The 21,679-nt window shown below is 51.3% G+C and carries 18 protein-coding genes; 7 read left to right on the top strand and 11 right to left on the bottom strand.

Annotation, left to right across the window (positions count from 1 at the left end):
- Positions 1-26: 26 nt before the first annotated feature.
- Complete coding sequence (locus tag OO017_RS17090) at positions 27-1,331, bottom strand: M20/M25/M40 family metallo-hydrolase (protein ID WP_266053913.1); 1,305 nt, start codon at positions 1,329-1,331, stop codon at positions 27-29.
- An 88-nt stretch (positions 1,332-1,419) separates the two neighbouring features.
- On the opposite strand from OO017_RS17090, the gene OO017_RS17085 reads away from it, so the two are divergent.
- Entirely contained in the window at positions 1,420-2,472 is a 1,053-nt protein-coding gene (locus OO017_RS17085; RefSeq protein WP_266053912.1) for an AI-2E family transporter, read from the top strand.
- Between the two features lie 375 nt (positions 2,473-2,847).
- Here the strand turns inward: OO017_RS17085 and OO017_RS17080 are convergent, their stop codons facing one another.
- On the bottom strand, positions 2,848-5,445 hold the full coding sequence (locus OO017_RS17080) for an ATP-dependent Clp protease ATP-binding subunit (protein WP_266053910.1): 2,598 nt from the start codon (positions 5,443-5,445) through the stop codon (positions 2,848-2,850).
- 119 nt (positions 5,446-5,564) lie between these two features.
- The gene (locus tag OO017_RS17075; protein ID WP_266053909.1) at positions 5,565-6,149 is read right to left on the bottom strand and encodes a WbqC family protein; all 585 of its coding nucleotides are present in this window, start codon (positions 6,147-6,149) and stop codon (positions 5,565-5,567) included.
- A gap of 179 nt (positions 6,150-6,328) precedes the next feature.
- Between OO017_RS17075 and OO017_RS17070 the strand changes: the two genes are divergently transcribed.
- Positions 6,329-7,276 carry a lysophospholipid acyltransferase family protein gene (locus OO017_RS17070; RefSeq protein ID WP_266053908.1) on the top strand — a complete coding sequence of 316 codons (948 nt, stop codon included), beginning with the start codon at positions 6,329-6,331 and terminating at the stop codon, positions 7,274-7,276.
- Positions 7,277-7,353: 77 nt separating this feature from the next.
- Here the strand turns inward: OO017_RS17070 and OO017_RS17065 are convergent, their stop codons facing one another.
- Together OO017_RS17065 and OO017_RS17060 are read right to left on the bottom strand one after the other, a co-directional pair.
- Positions 7,354-7,983 carry an L-threonylcarbamoyladenylate synthase gene (locus OO017_RS17065; protein ID WP_266053907.1) on the bottom strand — a complete coding sequence of 210 codons (630 nt, stop codon included), beginning with the start codon at positions 7,981-7,983 and terminating at the stop codon, positions 7,354-7,356.
- 73 nt (positions 7,984-8,056) lie between these two features.
- Entirely contained in the window at positions 8,057-8,614 is a 558-nt protein-coding gene (locus tag OO017_RS17060) for a GNAT family N-acetyltransferase (RefSeq protein WP_266053906.1), read from the bottom strand.
- Between the two features lie 149 nt (positions 8,615-8,763).
- On the opposite strand from OO017_RS17060, the gene OO017_RS17055 reads away from it, so the two are divergent.
- Positions 8,764-9,342, top strand: coding sequence for a porin family protein (locus tag OO017_RS17055; RefSeq protein WP_266053905.1), 579 nt, complete (start codon positions 8,764-8,766; stop codon positions 9,340-9,342).
- A gap of 32 nt (positions 9,343-9,374) precedes the next feature.
- Positions 9,375-9,923 carry an RBBP9/YdeN family alpha/beta hydrolase gene (locus OO017_RS17050; RefSeq protein ID WP_266053904.1) on the top strand — a complete coding sequence of 183 codons (549 nt, stop codon included), beginning with the start codon at positions 9,375-9,377 and terminating at the stop codon, positions 9,921-9,923.
- An 807-nt stretch (positions 9,924-10,730) separates the two neighbouring features.
- On the opposite strand, the gene OO017_RS17045 is transcribed toward OO017_RS17050, so the two are convergent.
- The 5 genes from OO017_RS17045 to fabG all read right to left on the bottom strand — a co-directional run bounded on the left by OO017_RS17045 (position 10,731) and on the right by fabG (position 15,813).
- On the bottom strand, positions 10,731-11,408 hold the full coding sequence (locus OO017_RS17045; RefSeq protein ID WP_266053903.1) for a pseudouridine synthase: 678 nt from the start codon (positions 11,406-11,408) through the stop codon (positions 10,731-10,733).
- A 9-nt stretch (positions 11,409-11,417) separates the two neighbouring features.
- A complete protein-coding gene (locus tag OO017_RS17040) occupies positions 11,418-11,882 on the bottom strand; it encodes a hypothetical protein (protein ID WP_266053902.1) in 465 nt (154 codons plus the stop codon).
- 103 nt (positions 11,883-11,985) lie between these two features.
- Positions 11,986-12,561, bottom strand: coding sequence for a GNAT family N-acetyltransferase (locus OO017_RS17035; RefSeq protein WP_266053901.1), 576 nt, complete (start codon positions 12,559-12,561; stop codon positions 11,986-11,988).
- Between the two features lie 151 nt (positions 12,562-12,712).
- Positions 12,713-14,791, bottom strand: coding sequence for a VWA domain-containing protein (locus tag OO017_RS17030; protein WP_266053900.1), 2,079 nt, complete (start codon positions 14,789-14,791; stop codon positions 12,713-12,715).
- 275 nt (positions 14,792-15,066) lie between these two features.
- Positions 15,067-15,813, bottom strand: coding sequence for a 3-oxoacyl-[acyl-carrier-protein] reductase (gene fabG, locus OO017_RS17025; protein WP_266053899.1), 747 nt, complete (start codon positions 15,811-15,813; stop codon positions 15,067-15,069).
- A gap of 280 nt (positions 15,814-16,093) precedes the next feature.
- Between fabG and OO017_RS17020 the strand changes: the two genes are divergently transcribed.
- On the top strand, positions 16,094-17,431 hold the full coding sequence (locus OO017_RS17020) for a peptidoglycan DD-metalloendopeptidase family protein (RefSeq protein ID WP_266053898.1): 1,338 nt from the start codon (positions 16,094-16,096) through the stop codon (positions 17,429-17,431).
- An 831-nt stretch (positions 17,432-18,262) separates the two neighbouring features.
- Here the strand turns inward: OO017_RS17020 and OO017_RS17015 are convergent.
- Positions 18,263-18,871 (bottom strand): tetratricopeptide repeat protein, encoded by a 609-nt coding sequence (locus OO017_RS17015; RefSeq protein WP_266053897.1) that lies wholly within the window; start codon positions 18,869-18,871, stop codon positions 18,263-18,265.
- A 204-nt stretch (positions 18,872-19,075) separates the two neighbouring features.
- Between OO017_RS17015 and lpdA the strand changes: the two genes are divergently transcribed.
- Positions 19,076-20,470: a dihydrolipoyl dehydrogenase gene (lpdA, locus tag OO017_RS17010; RefSeq protein ID WP_266053896.1), complete on the top strand. Its 1,395-nt coding sequence runs from the start codon at positions 19,076-19,078 to the stop codon at positions 20,468-20,470.
- 139 nt (positions 20,471-20,609) lie between these two features.
- A complete protein-coding gene (locus OO017_RS17005; protein WP_266053895.1) occupies positions 20,610-21,365 on the top strand; it encodes a DUF3108 domain-containing protein in 756 nt (251 codons plus the stop codon).
- The last annotated feature ends 314 nt before the right edge of the window (positions 21,366-21,679 follow it).

Below are 21,679 nucleotides of genomic sequence, written 5' to 3'. Positions count from 1 at the left end.
CACTATTAAAGTTAACATAGCAACCCCTACCTCACCTGCGACTTATCCACTCGCGTAGGTGTATCCTCCCCGTTCACCACACCTTCAGATGCTAAAGCTATTGCGCGGATCATATTCGTCAGGTGCTCCATGTTTAGCTGTGAGAGTTCATCTTTCACAGTGTGATAGGTTTTATCCTGGTCTATCTGCACCGAGGAGATGGTGTGGGCCGGAACGCCGAGGCGGGCCAGCGTGGCATTGTCGGAGCGGTAGAACAGGTTCTGCTCCGGGTAGGGGTCCGGGTGGATGCTGTAGGTGGTGCCCTCCAGCCTTTTCTGCATCAGCGGGCCCAGGTTGGAGCGCTCGAAGCCGGTGAGGTAGGCGCTGTTCGGGCCGAACTTAGACGGTTTGCCCACCATCTCGATGTTGAACATGGCCACGATCTGGTCGGGGTTAAGCTGTTCCGAAAAATGCTTGGAGCCAAAGCCGCCCATTTCCTCAGCGGTAAAGGCCACGAAAAGCAGCGTGCGCTCCGGCTGCGGCTGTTGCTTGTAGTAGTCAGCCAGCAGCATCATGGCCGTGGTGCCGGCTGCATCGTCGTCGGCGCCGTTGGCAATGCTGTCGCCTTCTACAGCTTCCTGAATACCGATGTGGTCGTAGTGGCCCGAGAACACCACGTACTCATCCTTGCGCTTGCCTTCTATCATGCCGGCCACGTTAGTTAGTTGCAGTTGCTCTACTTTATTCTCAATTTCAATTTTATACTTTTTCGGGCTGAGCTGGTCTGTAAGTATAAATACTTTGCTGCTGCTGTTGCTGTCGAGTTGCTTCTTTACGCTGCCACGGTCCATGTAATGCTTGTAGCGCTCAAACATATCGGTATGCTTGGGGTGCACCAGCACCAGTACGTCTTGCTCCTGGTTGTTCATCACGGTTGGCAGCACCTTCCGGAAATCATCGTTCTCGCCAATCGCTATAATCTGCTGCTTGTCTTTCTGCTTCCACTCCAGCTCCTTTTTATCGGTAATGGCGAAGATATGGTCCGGTGAGATTCTCGTTTTCTGGAGCTTTGCCTCCAGCTCCTTTGGGGAAACGCGATACATCCCGAAGGTCTGTAGCAGGTCGTCTTCGCCGGGCAGGGGCTGCAGGCCTATCCGCTTAAACTCACTTTGTATAAACGCTGCGGCTTTGTCGATGCCGGGGGTAAAGGAGGCGCGGCCTTCCATGTTGTCAGCGCTGAGTGTGGACACGATGCGGGTAACTTCCTGCTGACTGATGGTGCTAACATCTTGTGCCGTGGCAGTGGCAGCTAAGCTGCAGCCGAGTATAAGGGCGGCAAATTTCAGTTTCATGGGGTAGTGTCTATGGATTTACGGAAAATAATGAGAATATTGATGGCAGCGGCGGACCCTGTATCCGTTAAACAAATATAGCATTTCTATGGAGAAAAGCGCAGATATAAACTGGCTGAAGTGGCTGCAATATACGGTGCTGATTTCGGTGATCTTATACTTCGGAAAGACACTGTTCATACCGCTCAGCTTTGCCCTGCTCATCAGTTTTGTACTATACCCTATTTGTAAATGGCTGGAGTTAAAAAGGCTGCCGCGGTGGGTAGCCATAGCACTGTGCCTCTTGCTGCTGTTGGTGCTGATAGGAGGTCTGGGCTTTCTGCTGGTGCGCCAGGTAATACGGTTAGGGGAGGAGTGGCCACAGCTTCAGGAGAAGATAAAGGCTGCCTGGGATAACATCAGTTTTTACGTGGAAGGCCATTTTGGAATAGATGCCGCAAAACAGGTAACCTGGATCGAAGGGATGGCGTCTGATGTGGCTTCCTCGGCATTCAATATGGTGCAGGGCGTGCTGTATACTTCTGCGGTTTCGCTGGTGCTGCTGGTACTGATCCCAATTTACGTCGCACTCATACTTTATAACCGCGAGTCGCTGGCCCGGGCGCTTTGTTCTTTCTTTCCGCAAGATGAGCACCGCAAGATCCGGGAGATCCTGAGGGAAACGATCACCACTTACTATAACTTTATTAAAGGGATGGCCATCGTTTACCTGGTAGTTGGTGTTCTGAACAGCCTTGGGCTTTTCTTTATCGGAGTGCCGCATGCTATTTTCTTCGGTGTGGTTGCCTCCATACTTACTTTTATACCTTATGTGGGCATTACCATCGGCGCCATACTTCCCATGACCGTCGCCTGGATCACCTACGACTCTATCTGGTACCCGCTGGGGGTGGTGACGGTGTTTGCGGTAGTACAGTACCTGGAAGCCAATCTGATTTTCCCGTGGGCGGTGAGTGCGCGGCTGCAGGTAAATATGCTGTTCACGCTGTTGGCGATTGTGGCGGGTGGTATACTTTGGGGTGCCTCCGGCATGATCCTGTTCATCCCGTTCCTGGCCATTCTTAAGCTGGTAGCCGATAAGCACCGGAAAATGCGCCCCATCTCGCTGCTGCTGGGCAGTGGGAGTAATAAGAGTAGATAATGATTTAAAATACGAAATCCATTTTTAAACCCTCACACGAGGAGAAACTATCCTCTTAAGGGCAATTCTTTTAAATCAGGGCCTATTCCGGAAAAGATATGGGACAAGATAAGGGAGCAAGCTCGCACCAGCATAGGGTAACGGATACCAGACTTGTTTCTGGAGAGGCAAGGGTATAAAAACTGCCTGCAAAGTAGGTAAAGTGGCATAAGCGGACGCTTGCACCAGAAAATTTTTCATCCTGTCCACCTGCAAATCCTGATTCTGATAAACAAGACGCTCGCAGGAGCAGAGCACACTGCTAGGTCCAGGAGGTGCAAAACAAAAAAAGGCTACCCGATTGGGTAGCCTTTTCTATACTTTAAGTTTTATACTTTACTCTTTTGTCTTGTCTGAGTCCGTAGACTTGGTTGGCTCTGTTTCCTCTGCCTCATCCGAAGCACCTTTGGTTTTCTTGCCATTCGACTTCTTCGATGTGAAGGTCAGTTTCTCCTCACCTTCCTTGTAATCCACCATGATCACGTCGCCCTGGTTAACCTCTGCTTTCAGAATCTCCTCCGCAATCGGGTCTTCGATGTACTTCTGAATGGCCCGGTTCAGCGGACGAGCGCCATACTTCGGATCGTAACCTTTCTCGGCAACAAAGTCTTTCGCCTCTTTTGTCAGTTCTATAGTATAACCCAGTGTCTCCACGCGGGTAAACAGCTTCTTAAGCGACAGCTCGATGATCTTGTGCATATCCTCACGGTTAAGTGAGTTGAACACGATCACGTCGTCCAAACGGTTCAGGAACTCAGGCGAGAACGTCTTCTTCAGGGCGCTGGCAATAGTGCCTTTCATGATGTCGTCCACGTTCTCCTGCTTGCTCTTCGACATGAAACCGATACCGGCTCCAAAGTCCTGCAAATCACGGGCACCGATGTTGGATGTCATGATGATGATCGTGTTACGGAAGTCAACCTTGCGGCCCAATCCGTCCGTCAGAATACCGTCGTCCAGCACCTGCAGCAGCAGGTTGTACACATCCGGGTGCGCTTTCTCGATCTCATCCAGCAACACCACAGAGTATGGCTTGCGGCGGATTTTCTCGGTCAGCTGGCCACCTTCTTCGTATCCCACGTATCCCGGAGGCGCTCCCACCAGGCGAGACACACTGAATTTCTCCATGTACTCACTCATGTCGATACGCACCAGCGAATCCTCTTTATCGAACAGGTACGTCGCCAGCACTTTAGCAAGCTCTGTTTTACCCACACCTGTTGGACCAAGGAACACAAACGAACCAATCGGCTTCTTCGGATCTTTCAGACCCACACGCGTACGCTGGATGGCTTTTACTAACTGGCCGATCGCTTTGTCCTGGCCAATCACTTTGCCTTTCAGCTCTTCACCCATGTTCAGCAGCTTCACGCCTTCTTTCTGAGCGATACGCTTCACCGGTATACCTGTCATCATGGCAATAACTTCTGCCACATTTTCCTCTTTTACCTGGTAGCGTTTCTTCTTCGTCTCCTCTTCCCAGTTTTTCTTCGCAGCATCAAGCTGGTCGATGAGTTTTTTCTCCTTGTCGCGCAGCTGGGCAGCCTCTTCATACTTCTGGCTCTTCACCACGCGGTTTTTCTCTACCTTGATGTTCTCGATCTGCTCTTCCAGCTTCAGGATGTCGTCAGGCACAATAATGTTGTTGATGTGCACGCGCGCACCAGCCTCGTCCATAATATCAATGGCCTTGTCCGGCAGGAAGCGGTCGCTCATGTAGCGGTCCGAAAGCTTCACACAGGCCTCAATCGCCTTGTCGGTGTAATTTACGTGGTGGTGGTCCTGGTACTTGTCCTTGATGTTGTTCAGGATCTCGATGGTCTCCTCTGGTGTAGTAGGGTCTACCATCACGATCTGGAAACGACGGGCAAGTGCACCATCCTTCTCGATGTACTGGCGGTACTCGTCCAGGGTAGTAGCACCGATGCACTGGATCTCGCCACGAGCAAGCGCAGGCTTGAACATGTTAGAGGCATCCAAAGAGCCTGAAGCACCACCGGCACCCACAATCGTATGCAGCTCATCAATGAACAGGATCACGTCCGGAGACTTCTCCAGCTCGTTCATCACGGCCTTCATACGCTCCTCAAACTGACCTCTATACTTGGTGCCAGCCACCAGCGAGGCAAGGTCCAGGGTTACCACACGCTTGTTAAACAGCACGCGGCTCACCTTTTTCTGCACAATGCGCAGGGCAAGGCCCTCGGCAATGGCGGTTTTACCCACGCCCGGCTCACCTATAAGTATAGGGTTGTTCTTTTTGCGGCGGCTCAGTACCTGGGCCACGCGCTCAATCTCTTTTTCACGACCAACAATCGGGTCCAGCTTATCGTCCTCGGCCAACTTGGTTAAGTCGCGGCCAAAGTTATCGAGCACCGGGGTGCGCGATTTCTCTCCTGGCTTTTTGCTTGTAGAGCTGCCAGAGCGTGACGATGAGCTACCAAACAGTTTGTCTGAATCATCAGAATCATCAGTGTCTGACGATGCCAGCGGATTATTGCTATGATAATCCAGCGAGTCTCTTATTGCTTCGTAGTTCACGTTAAATTTCGCTAAAATTTGAGAAGATATGTTGTCCTCGTCCCGCAGGATGGACAACAGAAGATGCTCTGTGCCAATGATATCGCTCTTGAAGATCTTTGCCTCCAGGTACGTTATCTTGAGCACCTTTTCGGTCTGCTTCGTCAGAGGGATACTGCCCGTGATGTTGCTGCTTTGCGACGCTGTATTTCGTGTAGCCTGTTCTAAAGCGTACTTTAATTCATCTATCGAAACGCCAAGCTTCTTAAGCAGAGAGATGGCCGTACCTTCTCCTTCCCGAATCATACCCAGCACCAGGTGTTCGGTGCCGATGTAGTCATGGCCAAGCCGGATTGCTTCCTCACGGCTAAGCGAGATGACCTCTTTTACTCGGTTTGAGAATTTTGCTTCCATGTATACTATACTCCGTGTATTCTTTTAAACTCTGAAATGTTATAACTGATTGAATCTAACAGCTATACCTTTTATCCAAACAAGCTTTTCAGTACAAATGTTCAGCTTGCGGTGCGCCGCTACTGTAGGAATGAAATCGACGCCGGGCCCTGTGTAAACAACAAGTCAATTATACTAAGCTCTGGTACAAATTGTTTGCCAAATACTTGTGTATATGGTATTACGTGCAAATTGTCAGGATAGATTTTAGGATGTATCCTGTTTCTGAGGTCGAGCACGTTTTCCGGGGGCTGAATTCGGTACTCATCCGTATAATTCAGCGGTTGGTTTAGTTTTAGTAATTTAAGATAAAGCTTCAAAAGATCAACGTTTAGCTCGAACAAAAATTTCGGCTGCCGTTCATACACCTCCTGCAGGTAGTCGCTGTAAAACTCAAAGTAGGGTGCGCGGCCGTACGCCGCCTGAATGGTGCGCCAGTGCACCAGCTGCCATTTCTGGCTGTAGTCTATCTCAATCTCCTGTATCGGTATCTTAATTTTGCTGTTGCCCCGCAGCACCGGAATGCTCAGGGGCTGCACCCCGTGGGCCGTGAGCACATGGCAACGGTTGCGGTAGCTTTGCTTTACGTAATTTTCGTGCGCCTCCAGCTGTATACTTTCACTACGAATTGCGTGCCAGAAAAAAGCCACTGGCGGGTTGTACATTATTTCGGTTAACAGGATCAAGTTAAGTTCGGAAGTTAGATTTTGAGTATCATGACACATGTATCCCGTAGCATGACTTTTAAAGTATTGTCTCAGTAATATCGTTATACCTGGTTCATGCTACGTGATACGGTTTCACGCTAAATAAGCACAAGTTATGAGATTTCATAATCAGCGGGATGGTTGTACCTTTGCAGCTTCTCCCTAGTGCTGTGAACAAAAGTATAAACATACCACCGCTTTACTACCCGCTCTGGCTGCTGCTGAAGGCTTTGTCTTTGTTGCCGCTGCCCGTGCTGTACCTGTTTTCCGATTTCCTGTACTTTGTAGTTTACTACGCGGTGGGCTACCGCAAAAAGGTGGTGCTGAACAACCTGCGTAATGCCTTCCCCGAGAAAAGCTATGCCGACATCCAGCAGATATCCAAAGCGTTTTACAAGCAGTTTATGGATGTGGTGGTGGAGATACTCAAGCTTCGGTCCATGAACGCAGCCGAGATGGAGCGGCGCATTGTTTTCTCGAACCAGGAGCTGCTGGATAATTTTGTGCAGCAGGGTAAAACCGTCATTACCATGGGCTCACACTCCTGCAACTGGGAATGGGTGCTTTCTGCCGGGGCGGTTCAGTTCAGTTTTCCGGCTTACGGCATTTACAAGCCCCTGAACAACCCGTTTTTCGAGGCCTTTATGCTGAAAACGCGCAGTAAGCTGGGGGCTAGGTTGATCAAAATGAAAGACACCCTCCGTGACTTTGCAGCCAACCGCAATATGCCGCGCGTGGTGGCAATGCTCTCAGACCAAACACCATTAAAAAGTGAGATCACGTTCTGGACTACTTTCTTAAACCAGGACACACCGTTTTACGAGGGGGCCGAAAAACTGGCAACTCGCTTTGGTTATCCTGTCCTTTTCCTGGATGTGAAACGCACCGCCCGGGGGTACTATACTCTTCGCTTTGAGTTGATATCGGACGGTAGCCCTGCAGCGACTGGCCCGGGCCAACCCTCCATCACCGAAATATTCGCCCAAAAACTGGAAGCCGCCATCCGCCGTAACCCTGCCAATTACCTCTGGACCCACAAACGCTGGAAACATCACCGCGAAGCAGCGGCTGAGTTAGAAGGTTAGAAAAAAATAGAAGATTGGAGGCTGTAGTCAGTATTCAATTGTATGATAAGCAACATTTTTAATCCCCAACTTTCTAACTACAAATACTCCTCAATATCGCCGGCGCCTTCCCGTAGCACTTCGAAGGTATTGTTGGTGGTATCCACTACTGTAGAGGCGATGTTGTTGCCCGGGCCGCCGTCTATCACGGCATCCACCAGGTTGCGGTACTTCTCATAGATCAGTTCGGGGTCGGTACTGTACTCCACCACCTCGTCTTCGTCGCGGATGGAGGTGGATAGGATCGGGTTGCCGAGCTCTTTTACCAAAGCCAGCGCAATGTTGTTGTCAGGTACCCTAATACCCACGGTTTTCTTTTTGGCGCTGGCATACTTGGGGGTGTTGCTCGTGGCGTTCAGCACAAACGTAAACGGCCCCGGCAGCGCCTTCTTCATCACCTTATAAGTAGGCGTGTCGATTTTGGCATAGTCGGAGATGTGGGTGAGGTCGGAGCAGATGAAAGAAAGATTCACTTTGTCTGGCTTTACACCCTTTATCTGGCACACGCGCTCAATTGCACGGGCGTTATGGATGTCGCAGCCAAGGCCGTAGATGGTATCGGTGGGGTAGATGATAACACCCCCGTTGCGGAGAATCTCCACCGCCTCGCGTATTTTTCTTTCCTGCGGATTGTCCGGGTGTATCTGGATGAAGGCTGCGTTACTCATAGTTTTTTATAGTTGATTTTAAAGTAGAGATACTGCTTCGGCTAGAGAAGCGTTGCAAAACTTATACTCCGCCTCAGCCCTTAAACTCGCTCCGGAGGAGGCTGTATACTTCCAGGTCGTGGAAATGCCCGTTGAGGAACTCGCCGTGCCGCTGCACCCCCTCCAGCGCGAAGCCCAACTTTTTCGGTATATTACTGCTGCGCTCGTTGCCCACACCTACCCTAATCTCCACGCGGTTCATGCGCAGTTTCTCAAAAGCGTAACCTAACAAAGTATGGCAGGCGCGTTGCATAATACCTTTGCCCTGCTTGTCCTCGGCCAGCCAGTAGCCAATCTCCAGCTTCTTGTTCAGCTTATCCATACTTTTAAAACCGATGAGGCCGCATACCTTCTGCCCGTGCACAATCACAAAAACTAGATCGGAGGTATTGCCCGGTGCGGAAACATACTTCAGGTACGCCTCTGTATCGCCAACCTCCTGGCTAAAGTCTATAAATGGCAACCATTTGCGCAAGTACGGGCGGTCGCGGTCTATAAGGTAGTAGAGGGCAGGAGCATCAGCGGTTGTGGCGCGGCGCAGGTACAGGTCGGTGGCTACAGGTAGTTGCAGCAGCGGAGCGGCAGTTTTCATAGTTTCACGGTTACGCATTGTAGAGGCAAGTTAATCAACTTAAGGCATACTGCCAGCAGGAACAGGTAAACAAAGCGTTGGCAAGTATAGTTTAAGGAGTATAAATCCATCTTTGATAATCAATATACTATGGTATGAGATGCTTTACTTTGCTCCTATTTATTCTTGCCTGCACCTTGCCGGCTGCTGCCCAAAGCGATCCGGAACTTACCATTGGGGCGAAGGCGGGCATCAACTTCTACAGCCTCAGCAGCGATGATCTGGTAGAGGACAATGACGCCGGTGTCGGCTATGAACTGGGGATTTATGGACGGATAGGGGAGGGGATTTTTGTGCAGCCGGAGCTGAACCTTGTAAGGTATAAAACGCACCTCATCACCCGAAACCAGCCCCGTGTGGGGGAGCGTGATGCCGTTACGGTTACCTACGTGCGCATACCGGTGCTGCTGGGCTATCGCACCGATTACGATGGCATGTTTGTCTCGCGGGTGCGGGTTATGGCAGGCCCATCCATCTCCTACGCCCTATCAGTAGCTGATAATAACCTTAATATCCAACGTAAAGATATTCACAACATGCAGTTTGCCCTGAATGGGGGCGTGGGGTTTGAACTCTGGAAACTGCACCTGGACTTGCTGTACCATCATTTCTTTACCTCACTGCTTAACGATGGGCGCTCGGAGGGTAAAGGGAGGGCTTTCTCGGTTACGGCAGGATTAGGGTTTTAAATTGATTTATACTTTCAGTAACACGGCAGCTTATGCAGCAGAGCACAGTTATACTTGTACCCGGCCTCGGCGACTCCGGACCGGAGCACTGGCAAAGCCTTTGGCAACAGCAGTACCCCTCATTTGAGCGCGTGCGGCAGCTAAACTGGGACACACCAGAACAGGAGGAGTGGGTGGAGGAACTGAACAAAGTGGTGCAACGCCACAATCCGGAACAGGTGGTGCTGGTGGCACACAGCCTGGCCTGCATTGCGGTGGCTTTCTGGGCTCAGAAGTATAACCAACACATAAAAGGTGCCTTACTTGTGGCCCCCGCCGATACCGAGACGCCTACATTTCCGGAAGATGTAATTGGTTTTGCCCCTATACCCATGCAGCGCCTGCCATTTAGAAGTGTTTTGGTGAGCAGCAGCAACGATGAGTACATTTCTGCCAGTCGGGCGCGGCAGCTGGCTACTGCCTGGGGCAGCCGTTACGTTAACATCGGCATGACCGGGCACATCAACAGCGCTTCCGGGCACGGCCGCTGGGAGGAGGGACTGGAGTTATTACGCGGCCTTTGCGGTACTTCGAGGTTGTAGTGTTGGCTGGGACTAGCTCTTGGATGGGTAAGAAGGGGCAGTTGGTTAAAGTATAAGCTCCGTTGCTGGTCATGTAGGCCGGGCAAGTCGCGACCTGCCCCTGTGAAGGTGTAAAACTAACCACGTCCCTCCCAAGAGGGAAATCTGGGAACGATTTCATCCCCCTGCCCCCTTCGAAGGGGGACTTGGTTCAAGCTCCGGGAGTTGTACCATCCGACCACCCCTGCCCCTCCTTGTCAAAGGAGGGGAGCCTGTAATTACTGATGTTGAAGTGTAAGTTTCATAATTGGGGATGGTTGTCATCAGCAAAAGTGTGAACCCACCCCTGGCCCCTCCGAGGAGGGGAATTATACCTCTCCCCAGCCCTCTCCTTTTCTCGAGGGCCCCTACCCCCAAAACAGGAGAGGGAGTCCGGTTCAAGTGGTATAGCGATGGCTATCGAACAGATCCCAGTCTTTCCGTTGAGCGCCTTGTATTGATGCGGTGCCCGGAGGGCAGCCTGCAGCGCAGCGATGGCAGCTTCAATACACCGCGCGATGCGGGAAGACGAGCCCTCCCGGGCTAGAGGGAGCCACAGCCAGAGGTGCAACGATAGGTATGTAGGACTGAGGATGAACAGTAGCTAGGAAGGATAGCTTGTGTCAAGCTACAGAAAGCAGCAGCTAAAGTATAACCAAAGCACTAGGTATGGCTCTCCGAGCCAGTTGAGTTATAAACTCAACACCATTTATAGACACAAGTCTGGAGAATTGCGCCAGAAGGGGCAGCGGCTATAAAGTAAAATGGCCAAGCACCAACAATCAACAATTAATTGATCTGTTTCCGGAAACCGCCTTTGCCACTGCTTCTGCGGCCTTTGTTGCCGGTACCGAAGCTTTTGGCTCTCACGCTACTATTTCCACTTCCGCTGCTGCCTTTGGCTATACCTTTCAGCTGTTCCACCTCCTCAGGTGTCAGTTCGCGCCACTCGCCGGGCTGTAAATTACCTAGCGAAATCGGGCCTATACTTGGGCGGATGAGGCGGAGAGTGGGGTAGCCCACGGCTGCGGTCATGCGGCGTACCTGGCGGTTCATGCCCTGCGATATTTTGATCTCGAGCCAGGATGTGGGGATGTTCTTACGAAAACGGATAGGGGTGGAGCGCTCCCATACTTTAGGCTCTCCCTCCAGCAGGCGCACCTTAGCCGGCGTGGTTTTCCCGCCTTTAATCTGCACACCCAGCCTGAGTCTGGTCAGTGCCTCATCCTTCGGAATTTCATCTACCTGCACCCAATAGGTTTTTTCCACCTTAAACTTGGGGTCAGAGAGGCAGTGCTGCAGCTGTTTGTCGTCGGTTAACAACACCAGGCCCTCGCTGTCGTAGTCGAGGCGGCCAACGGGGTAAATGTTTGGCACTGGCACAAAGTCTTTAAGCGTACTGCGGCCTGCCTCGTCGGTAAACTGAGTAAGTACTTCGTAGGGTTTATTTATTAGGATGTATTTCAAGAGTTCCTTTTAGTTAGCATATGCTGCAAAGTTAACCCTTTTATACTTTAGTCCAGGTCCATCACACGCTTGCCACGAACCTATCAAGAATTCGTCTTTAAACCCAAGGTATTCCTTCTGATCTCCTGAACAAGCACCGATAATGCCGCTCGGACTAGTATAGGTCATTATGATAGTTTTGGCATCGGGTTGAGTTGCTATAACAAAAGTACCGCTTGCCTCTATTCTTGTCCCGTTTTGCTCCCTGGTTTTTATAAAGGTGTTGTCTGAATTTAACATATATGCTTCCTGCCAAGCCATGTCATCACCAGTTTGAGGTGGCACATTGGCAATATTACCCGACATACTTACAAGCTGCCACTTCTGCGGATACTGATTAGCGGCAAGTTCGGTTTGCATTTCATCCAGGGTGGTATCTTTTGAGCAGGAGGTTAATACGCAAAAGAGTATAGAGGCAAGTAGTAAGTTTCTCATGCTTGTTTCAGGTAGAAGGTTTTGAATATGAGAGTCAAATACTTGCCAAATGGTTGCAAGCCGTAGATGCCACATCTGCAATTTTTCTGTATCAGGGGCAACGTTAGCGAGTAGCTTTCCGCGCTTCCCACTCCTCAAACTCAGGCTTCAGCAGCGAGAACATGATCGAGTCCTCCAGCTGTCCGTTTACTTTGTAATGGTTGCGCAGCAGACCTTCGCGCTTAAAGCCGAAGTGCTGCACCAGTTGCAGCGAGGGCGTGTTATAGTCCGCAATGAGGGCCTCCACGCGGTACAGGTTCATCTGCCTGAAACCAAAGGTAAGTATACTTTCCAGTGCTTCTGTCATCAGCCCCTTGTTTTTATACTTCTCGTTTTTGATGGCGTAGCCCACCTCAGCGCGTCGGTGGCTGGGCACCCAGGTATGAAAATCGCAGTGGCCAATCACCTGTTTCGTTTCGCGGTCCAGAAGGTGGAATCCCTTAAAATCATGGTAATAGGTGGTGATGCCTTTGGTATAGCGCTCCTCCATTTCTTCAAACTGCTGATCGGTTTGCAGGTGCAGGTACTCCATAATTTCCGGCTTCGTCTTTTTGAGAAAAAGCTGGTTAAAGATAGCAGGCGTCAGCTCGCGGAGCAGCAGGCGTTTGGTGTGTAGTACGATAGGAGAGAGGTTGAGCACAGAAGTAGGATTTTTTAGGGTTTAAAGCATCTCAGTGTATAAATCTTATACTTGTGTAAGGCGGAAAAAGTACACCTGCCCCTTATATCACAACTTGAGCTGCTCTAAACTTGCGGCAGAGGTATAGGCGAATAACTAGCAAGCAGCAACCTCAATAACTGCCATTATACTTGCGCACAAACCACTCCACAATTACCAGGCCCAGCAGCAGGAAGAACAGCCATTTCATATCCACGAGGTCTTTGAGCTCGTCCTTGCTGTAGATCACGTTTTTGTAATCGGCTTGCAGGATGTCTTGCTCCAGCTGCTGCAGCTGTTGCGGGTAGTATAACCTGGAGCCGCTGTTGCTGGCCAGTTGATAAAGCAGGTTATGGTCGGCCACGGCATTAAGGGCCTCCAGTTGTAGCTCCTCCACCACAAACTCGCCTTCGTCTTTCTGCTGTAGCCGGTTTATGCTTGCGGTGGCCGTGTACGTATAGCGCCCGCCGGGCAGCGTACCAATGTTCACGCCGCCCTGGTTCTCGCCGTTGGCAAAGGTGAAGGTACGTGTCTGCTCATCCTCGCCGGTAATGTTTAAAGTGATGTTTTGGCCATAGATCGGCTCCAGCGCCTCGTTGTATGCCTCGGCGTTAAAGTGTACCTCGTCGGAGCTGGTATACTCGGTTTGAGTTGGGTAAACGTTCAGGCGCTTTTTGTTGCGGGGCGCGCCCAGCAGCTGCACCAGGTTCGTGATGAGTTGGTTGTATATCTGCGGCTGCTCGTGGTTGGCCGCCTCCATCAGGCGCCACTGCCAGGTGCCGGAGGCCAGCAGCACCGCGTTGCGTTTGTCGCCCGAGGTTTGCACGGCCAGCAGCGGCTTGTTGGTGCGCACCCGGCCCACCTGCTGGTAAAGTATAACTTCGGTGTTTGGGCTAAGCCGTACCTCCCCGAAAGGCACCCGCGCCGGCGGGTACTCCTGCAGCCGCTCTGTAGCACCCTCAGGCAGCTGAAAATTACTGAAATTGGAGTTTGTTACGGCGGTTACTTCATCAGTCTGGCCACTGCTGATGAGGTTGATGCCTGCGTTCATTCGGTTGAAATTGGGCAGGTCGCTTTGTGGGCCGAGAATGTACAGCGCAGGCAGGTTCTTCTGGCGCACCAGGCTCAGCGCAGGCTCGGCTCCGGCCATGCGTCCGGGTAACTGGTGCAGCACCGCCACATCGTAATCCTGCTGCTGCAGCTCGTTCACGCTGGGTATAAAGAGCGTCGTTTCATAGTTCTCATTCGATTCTATAGCAGAGCGGATGGCTTTGATGTCGGGGTGCGGGGCAGCGGCTGCGATGAGAACTTTTATCTTGCCCTTCACCACATCAATGTAGGCATGTTTGGTGTTGTTAAGGGTAGTGAACTCGCCCTGTAGCGGCTCTACCTGCACCACGTAATGGCGCTTGCCCAAGCCGCTGGCCAGTACCTGGAACGGCACCTGCTGCAAGGGCTGGTTATCCTTGAAAAGCACTTTCTTGCTGGCGATGGTTTTGCCGTTCTCCTGAAGTATGATGTTAGCTGTTCTGCCGCCAAACCCTTCGTGCTGTACTTCCACTTCCAGTGGAAAGCGGTTGCCGCTGTAGTTTACCTTGTTGTAGCGCAGCGAGGCCACCAGCGCATCCTTCTTCGGTACCGTATCGCCCACGGCTACGGGGTATAAGGTATAACCGTAGTTGGCATAGGTCGGCGATGCGCCCTGGTTCACGATGCCGTCTGATAGCAGCACCACCCCCGCCAGGTTTTGCTCGGTATACTTATCCTGCACCTGCTTCAGCAGCTGGCCCAGGTTGGTGGTTTCAGATCCGTAGGTAACTTCATTTATACTTTGCTGTTGCTCTTCGTTCAGCGTTTGGACGGCCGTTTGGTAGCCCTGCTCCTCCAGCCGCTCACGCACCTGCTGCAGTTGCTGTTGTGTGGCCTGTAGCTCCACAGAGTCCGAAAACAGCTCTACCGACTGAGAGTTATCCAGCGCAAAAACAATGGTAGGCGGCACCGTGGTATTGGACACATACCTTACCAGCGGCCCCATCAGCAGAAAACAAAGTATACTTACCACCACAAAGCGCAAGGCAGCCAGCGCGTAGTTGAGCGGCTTTGGCCAGGGCGTTTTCTTGCTGTAGAGCAGCCACGCATACAGCGAGCCCGCTGCCAGGCAGGCAAGTATAAGCCAGGGTGAGGCGGTGGTTATGAGGCGGAGCGAGAACACTGTTCTGAGTTAGAAAGTTAGAAGGTTAGAGAGTTTAAGAGTTATACTTCATGATTAGGGTTTACTTTACGGCAGCACCATATGTATGGGTGCGGGTAGCAATTTACTGGCACAAGCAAACGCTTGCGCCATAGCTATGCCAATAAAACTAAAGTTAAAACAAAAAGGCCAATGCTACTAACGTAATCGCCGCAGCATTGGCCTTTTTCTACTATAAGATTTGATGTTTTTGATAATCTTTCCCAAACTCTCAAACCCCTAAACTCTATAACTTACTAGGTCAGCATGCCGCCGTCTACCTGCAGCACCTGGCCTGATATATAGGCTGAGTCGTCGGAGGCCAGGAAAACGGCAGCTTTGGCCACGTCCTCCGGGGTGCCGCCACGGCGCAGCGGAATAGCCTTGCGCCACTCGTCCACCACCTTCTGGTCCAGCTCACCGGTCATCTCAGTTTCGATAAAGCCCGGGGCGATGGCGTTGCAGCGGATATTGCGTGAGCCCAGCTCCAGCGCCACCGACTTGGTAAAGCCAATGATGCCAGCCTTAGAGGCCGAATAGTTGGCCTGGCCCGCGTTGCCTTTGATGCCTACCACCGAGGTAATGTTGATGATAGAGCCACTCTTGGCGCGCATCATGTGCTTGGTGGCAGCCTTCGTTACCGCAAAAACAGACTTCAGGTTCACGTTCATCACGGCGTCCCACTGCTCCTCGCTCATGCGCATCAGCAGGCCATCGCGGGTAATGCCGGCGTTGTTCACCACCACGTCGATCTTGCCGAACTCCTTCACCACGTCCTCTACCAACTGCTCGGCCTGGGCATAGTCGGAGGCGTCGGAGCGGTAGCCTTTTACCTTGCCGCCGCCAGCTGCCAGCTCCTGCTCCAGCTGCTGTCCTTTTTCCACACTCGAGAGGTAGGTGAATGCTACCTGTGCGCCCATCTCCACAAATTGCTGTGCTATGGCGCGACCTATTCCTTTAGATGCCCCGGTTATCAGAGCTACTTTTCCTTCTAATGCTTTCATGGGAGCCAAAGTTAAAAAAGATTTCCGTAATCCGAAGCGGGTGAAAGATAGCCTGCATCAGGAGGTGAGTAAGTTGTTAGTTATTAAGTTTTTAAAACGGGTAAAGGAGGCGGGTAATAGAAGTATAAATAATGGCTATATAGGACTTTATTATATGTGTGCTTCTCTGGAAAGTATTGCAACATATTTATAATCTGATTATTGTGTAGAAATTGACTTTTATTTTTATAGGTTAAAGCCTATTTTCGTGACGATTTTAAACCAAAGGTACCCCAAACTCATGTTGAAACGCACGAAAGGACTTGCCATCCTGTTCGCGTTGTCGTTGTTAATTTGCATTACGGCTGCGCAAATCCTGAACTTTTCCCCGGCCTATCTGATGGGCTCAAAAACCGTAGAGGCGGCACCTGCCGCTAAGTCTGTTGTGAAAGCAGAGAAGAAAAAGGCGCCTGCGCCCATCGTCTATGGTATTCCGACCGACTCGCTGGAGATAGTGGAGGCCGAGGTGGAGCGTGGTGAGGTGCTTTCCGAAATCCTGGGCCAATACAACATCGACCCAACCACCATCCATAACCTGGCAAAGAAAGCAAAAGAAGTATTTAACGTGCGCCGCATTGCCGCCGGCCGCAACTACACCCTCCTGCACCAGCGCGACTCCGCGCAAACTGCTCAATACTTTATTTATGAGCCAAGCCAGGTAGAGTACGTGATCTTTGACCTAAGCGACAGCCTGAACGTAACGCTGGTAAAGCGTGAGGTGGAGGTGCTGGAGCGTACCATCGCCGGTGAAATAGAAAGCTCGCTTTTCGTAAGTATGGTAGATGCTGGCGGCTCCCCGCAGTTGGTAAATAGGTTTGCTGACATCTTTGCCTGGCGCCTCGACCTGAACCGCCTGCAGCCCGGCGATAGTTTTAAGCTGATCTATGAAGAGAAGGTAGTGAATGGTGAGACGATCGGATTTGGTGAACTGAAATCTGCCGTGTTTGAGCATGAGGGCGAGGAGATCTACGCCATTGGGTTTGATGAAGGAAACGGCCTGAACTATTATGACCAGAAAGGGCAAAGCCTGAAAAGAGCCTTCCTGAAGGAGCCGCTGGAGTACAGCCGCATCAGCTCACGTTTCTCCAAGAGGCGCTTCCATCCGGTGCAGAAGCGCTACAAAGCCCACCTGGGCACTGACTTTGCTGCACCGCGCGGCACCCCGATCCGAACCGTTGGCGACGGTGTGGTAGTAGCTGCACATTACACCAGGGGCAACGGCTATTTCGTGAAAGTGCGCCACAACAAGACCTATACCACGCAGTACCTGCACATGTCTAAATTTGCGAGAGGCATACGGAAGGGAGCGCGTGTGAGGATGGGGCAGACTATCGGTTATGTAGGCAGCACTGGTTTGGCTACCGGACCGCACCTCTGCTACCGGTTCTGGAAGAACGGCCGCCAGGTGGATGCTCTGCGCGTGAAGCTGCCAGCCGCCAACCCGGTAAGCAAAAATAACCTGCAAGAGTTTGACGCAGTGAAAGAACAGACGATGCAGCGCATGCAGGCCATCGATATTAAAAGTGTGAAACAGGAGCTGCTTGCCTCCGGTAAAACCAAAGAACCAAACGATGCATAGAATTATACTTTAGTGAAAATTTGATTGTTAAGGCATAAGGCGCTGTTTTCAGCGCCTTATGTTGTTTAAGTAGATTATACTTTTACATGCCAGTTTATACTTCCCCCCTTCTGGCACAAGTCTTCAGACTTGTGTTCTTTTAGGTGTTGGGTTTGTAACGCTACTGGGTTGAAAAGCCATACTTTATACTTGGGCTATACTTTTATACTTGCCAGTTTATACTTCCATAGCCGCTGCTTTTTTAGTTTGACACAGGCTATACTTTCTAGCCACTGCTGATCCTCAGTCTTACATACCTAAAGTTTCACCTCTGGCCTTGGCGCCCTCCAGCCCGGGAGGGCTCGTCTTCCCGCATCGCGCTGGGACCTTTTCTTTGCTCCTGCGTCGCAATGCCCTCACGGGCACCGAAAAATTCCAAAGGCGCTCTTTGTCGAGGGCCCCTACCCCCACGGAAAGACTGGGAACAGTTTGATAGCCAAAACTGACGGAGCTCCAGCAGAATTCCCCTCTCGGGAGGGGCAGGTTCGCACCTGTCGCACGATGCCAGCATCTACGAAACCTATACTTTAGCCAAAGTAGTAACAAGCTCCCCTCCTTAGACAAGGAGGGGCTAGGGTGGTTAGATAATTCTGCTAACGAGGCTTCAGACAATTCCCTCTTGGGGGTAGGGGCCTCGGTAAACAAGGGGGCAAAGAGATGATAATCGTTTGCAAAGAAATAAGGGTGGACGCTTGCGCTATAGCATTGCTACAAAAGAAAAAGAGACGCAATGTTTGCGCCTCTACAAGTATAAAATCTTATCAATCTATCAGGTTACCTAAATCACCGGTCCTACTTGCAGTATTTCTTCAGGTATGGTGCGGCTTCTTTCAGGCCCAGTTGTTTGGCCTTGGCCCAGTCGGCGCAGGCGTTGGCTTTCTCCCCGATATTGTAGCGGGGGGCACCCCGGTTGTAGTAGGCTTCGGCGTAAGTCGCATCTAACTCAATAGCTTTGGTATAGTCAGAAATGGCACCACGGTTATCCTTCAGAGCGTAGCGCACCAGTCCGCGGTTGTTGTAGGCCCTGGCATCCTTCGGCTTCAGCGAAACGCCCTTATCAAAATCTTTAAGGGCGTCTTGGTAGTCGCGCAGGTTGTAGCGGGTAAGGCCGCGGCTCAGGTAAGCCTCGGTATACTTTGGGTTAGCGGCAATGGCTTTCGTAAAGTCGTCGATAGCACCCCGGTAATCGCGCAGGCGGTCTTTGGCCACGCCCCGGTTGGTAAGGGTAGCGGCATGGCGTGGCTCCAGCTTCAGTACTTCGTCGTACTGCTGTATGGCATCATCGTACCTGCCTGCTTTAAACTGCTCATTCCCGTTCCTGAAATAATCTTTTACCGTTTGCTGTGCAGCGGCGTTATAAGACACCAGTAGAAAAAGTAAAAAGGGTAGAATTTTAAGCATAGGCGAAACTTAATTTATACTTTCAGGGGCTAAAGTACGGCAGTATGGCGCACTCTCAAAATTAAATTAGGACTTTTATGTTATTCCTGTTGGCAAGTCCAATCAACTTCTTTCCATTATGCTAAAAATGAGGAGGGTAAAACGTGGTTTTGCAGAGTTGGGATTATCGTTTAATTTTGTCTGTCAACTTATAATTAAGAAACTATGGCATCAAAATACGATTTAGTAGTGCTGGGTAGTGGCCCGGGTGGCTATGTGGCTGCAATTCGCGCGTCGCAACTGGGCATGAAAGTAGGTGTTATCGAGCGCGAGTCGCTGGGTGGCATCTGTCTGAACTGGGGCTGTATCCCGACGAAGGCACTGCTGAAAAGCGCAAATGTTTTTGAGTATATCAACCATGCCTCAGACTATGGCATTACCGTGGGAGACGCTTCGGTAGATTTTAATAAGGTAATCCAGCGCAGCCGCGGCGTGGCCGATGGCATGAGCAAAGGTATCCAGTTCCTGTTCCGCAAAAACAAGATTGATGCGATAATGGGTACTGGTAAGATCGTAGCCAAAGGCAAAATTGAGGTTACAGATGCCGACGGAAAAAAAGACACGGTAGAGGCTGATAATATCATCATCGCGACGGGTGCCCGCTCACGTGAGTTGCCTAACCTGCCTATCGACGGCAAGAAGATCATCGGTTACCGCCAGGCCATGTCGCTGGACAAAATGCCGAAGAGCATGGTAGTGGTAGGTTCCGGCGCCATTGGTGTGGAGTTTGCCTACTTCTACAACGCCATGGGCACAAAAGTAACCATCGTGGAGTACATGCCGAACATCGTGCCGGTAGAGGATGAGGAGGTATCACGCCAGTTGTCCAAGTCTTTCCGCAAGGCAGGCATCAACATCATGACCGATTCTTCTGTGGAGCACGTGGATACCAACGGCGACCTGTGCAAGGTTTCTGTTAAAACGGCAAAAGGCGAGGAGATTCTGGAGGCTGAGGTAGTGCTTTCTGCTGTGGGTATCCAGACAAACCTAGAGAACATCGGCCTGGAGGAACTGGGCATTAAAGTAGACAGAGGCCGTGTAGTGGTAGATGAGTTCTACAAGACAAACGTGGATGGCATTTACGCGATCGGTGACATCGTGCCGGGCCCTGCGCTGGCGCACGTGGCATCTGCCGAGGGTATCATCTGTGTGGAGAAGATAGCCGGACAAGACCCGGAGCCGTTGAACTATGGCAACATCCCGGGCTGTACGTACTGCTCACCTGAGATTGCATCTGTTGGCCTGACAGAGAAAGCCGCACGCGAGCAGGGCCTGGAGATTAAAGTAGGTAAGTTCCCGTTCTCAGCGTCTGGTAAGGCAAGTGCCGCCGGAGCTAAGGATGGTTTTGTGAAGGTGATTTTCGATGCCAAGTATGGCGAGTTCCTGGGCGCGCACATGATCGGAGCCAACGTAACCGAGATGATCGCTGAGGTGGTGGTAGCCCGTAAACTGGAGACCACAGGCCACGAGATCATCAAATCGGTGCACCCGCACCCAACCATGAGCGAGGCGATTATGGAAGCCGCCGCAGCCGCTTACGACGAAGTGATACACCTGTAAGCAGGAAGTATAGCGATACAAAAAAGGGGTTGGTCGAAAATTCGGCCAGCCCTTTTTTATTTTATGGGATATGGTTGAAACTTGTGGCCGCTGCCGGCGCTGCCGCAGTGCATACACGACCAAACCATACCTATAAACTATGAAGAAATCACTCCTTTTGGTGGGAGCCTGCCTCTGGTACGGCCTCGCCAACGCCACACCCGACACCCTGCACATAAAAGCAGCGAATCTGCGCATGCACCAGCTCAAGCCCGGCTTGCGGCAGTACATGGTCACGATCCGGAAACCAGACAAGCCGGACGTGCTCAGCCAGTCGCTTTGGAACCGCGATGTGCGCCTCGAAAAGTATAAAGGCAAGGAGCGTCTGGTCATACGGCAGAACTGGGTTGGGGCCGATAGCACCACCAACCGCAGGATCTTCTCTATCTGCGAAAGCGACTTCACCCCGGTTTACCACACCAGCACCTCATTCAGGGGTACGGCTGCGTTCGAGTTCCGGCAGGGGCAGGTGGTAGGCTCGGACACCACGCAGAACAATGCCTTTAAGGGCTTTAAAGTGGAATCGCCGGAGCAGGCGTTTAACTGGGAACTGGACCTGGAGTTTTTCGAAACGCTGCCGCTGAAGACGAACACCGTGTACAGCATCAACTTTTACCACCCCGGCAGCAGGCCCGGCCCGGCAGAGAAACTGTACGAGGTAATCGGCTCAGAGAAAATCCCGACACCTGGTAACACCCAGACCGACTGCTGGAAGCTCCGGACAGACTACGGCAACGGAAACTACGCTATCTTTTGGATCAGCAAAAAAGGCCATGAGGTGCTAAAGATGGAGGAGGAGTTTAACGGCGCCATACGCCACAAAGTAAAACTCAGCACCAGTGCCGGCTATATTTAAGACTTAAGAGGGCTTTTGCCCTCGGGTTTGCTACTTTACAAAGACGAGCTGCAATGGCTCGTCTTTCTTTTTGCAAGAAACTTTAAAACTTTTCGTTCTGCTTAGAAGGAGTGGGTTTAGCCAGATTCACATATTATACTTACCTTGTACGCCTTTTACGGCCCTTAAACAGTACTGCTTTTGATGCTACTGGCAAGTTGGCACTGTTATGGCTGCAATTATACTGAACCTTAAGCTGGAGGTTCCTTTAACAACAATTCACTCTTTTGCTCTTTTAGCTTTGTGTGAGTTTATTTTTTATCACACTCTTACCC

Source organism: Pontibacter anaerobius (genome assembly GCF_026241195.1).
Taxonomy (GTDB): domain Bacteria; phylum Bacteroidota; class Bacteroidia; order Cytophagales; family Hymenobacteraceae; genus Pontibacter; species Pontibacter anaerobius.
The sequence above is the reverse complement of the archived record's forward strand: the minus strand, read 5'-3'. Positions and strand labels throughout refer to the sequence as shown.